We start from the raw sequence: 1,525 nt of genomic DNA, 5'->3' as shown, positions 1-1,525 counted from the left end.
GTGAAGAATACGGATCGGTCTGAGAAGTAAGCAGAATTGGTCTTGATGTAGTATTCGATTTTGCAGGAAAGTGGGGTGCTGGACCTCGTTTTCCTGCGTTTTGGGATTTTGCTTTTGGGCGATTCGTGATTCCCTGATGTCGGGTCATCGGCATTGGGGAAGGCGATGAGCAAACCGCGGGACGATCGCCAGAAAGACCTGCTGCTTCCGGCGCTCGATCAGATCATCGACTTGGGTCACCCGCTGGTGCGGTTGGCGGCGCTGATCGACTGGAAGTTTCTGGATGAGCGCTTTAGTTCGGTCTGCCAAACAGGGTTGGGGCAGCCTGGCTTGCCGACGCGGCTCGTGGCCGGCCTGTTCATTCTGAAGCACATGCACAACTTGTCAGATGAGGTGCTGTGCGCCCGCTGGATCGAGAACCCCTACTACCAATACTTCTGCGGCGAATTGAGCTTCTGCCACCGTCTGCCGTTCGATCGATCGTCGATGACCCGTTGGCGCCAGCGGCTGGGCGAGGAACAGCTCGTCGCGCTGATCCAAGAAAGCCTGTCGGTGGCGCACAAGACTGGCGCCATCGGCCCCAAGGACCTGGAGCGGGTGGTCGTCGATACCACGGTGCAGCCCAAGGCCGTTGCGCATCCGACTGATGCGCGTCTGATGCATAGGGCACTCACCAAGCTCGTCGGGCTCGCCAAGCGAAACCACGTGCCGCTGCGCCAGAGCTATCTGCGCCTGGCCAAGCGCGCCGCCATCATGACCGGCCGCTATAGCCACGCCCACCAGTTCAAACGCGCGCGGCGGCAGCTCAAGTTCCTGCGGACACGGCTTGGTCGGATTATCCGCGACATCAGCCGCAAGATTGATGGCGATACGGTGCTTGAAGCTCGCTTCGGCCCGTTGCTCGGTTTAGCGCAGCAGGTGCGCAGCCAGGATCAGCATCAGCGCGGTCCGAAGGTCTATGCGTTACATGCTCCGGAGGTTGAGTGCATCGGCAAGGGTAAAGCCCGCGCGCCCTACGAGTTCGGCTGCAAGGTCAGCATCGCCACCCCTGTGACGTCTCCGAAGGGTGGCCAGTTCGTGATCCATGCCAAGGCCCTGCATGGCAATCCCTTCGATGGGCACACGCTCGGTCCCGTAATCGCCGACATGGAGAAGCTCACCGGGGTGGAGGCTCGCCGTATCCACGTCGACAAAGGATATCGCGGTCACAACCACCCGCATCGGTTCAGGGTCTGGATCTCGGGTCAGGTCCGCCGCGTCACAGCTCCCATCCGTCGCGAGATGAAGCGTCGCGCGGCTGTCGAGCCCGTCATCGGCCACGTCAAGGCCGAGCACCGCATGGACCGCAACTATCTCAAAGGCCGCGTCGGCGACCGCGTCAACGCCGTCCTCGCCGCCGCCGGCTACAACTTCGGCCTGCTCCTGCGGTGGCTCGCAGAACTCTTGCGTGCCATTATCCGGGCGTTCACCGAAACTGTCCCTGCCCAAAAGATCGCTTAAATCAGCGCTCTCCCGCCTTCTTCAC

At 61.4% G+C, this 1,525-nt stretch carries 1 protein-coding gene; it reads left to right on the top strand.

Annotated elements, in window-relative coordinates; genetic code table 11:
- Positions 1-165: 165 nt before the first annotated feature.
- Entirely contained in the window at positions 166-1,500 is a 1,335-nt protein-coding gene (locus CV770_RS41035) for an IS5 family transposase (RefSeq protein WP_104466314.1), read from the top strand.
- Positions 1,501-1,525: the final 25 nt, after the last annotated feature.

This window comes from Bradyrhizobium sp. AC87j1 (genome assembly GCF_002936975.1).
GTDB lineage: Bacteria > Pseudomonadota > Alphaproteobacteria > Rhizobiales > Xanthobacteraceae > Bradyrhizobium > Bradyrhizobium shewense.
The sequence above is the reverse complement of the archived record's forward strand: the minus strand, read 5'-3'. Positions and strand labels throughout refer to the sequence as shown.

Bases quoted from the DNA above. Each gene is read 5' to 3' on its own strand.
- CV770_RS41035 (WP_104466314.1), top strand. From the start codon at position 166: ATGAGCAAACCGCGGGACGATCGCCAGAAAGACCTGCTGCTTCCGGCG.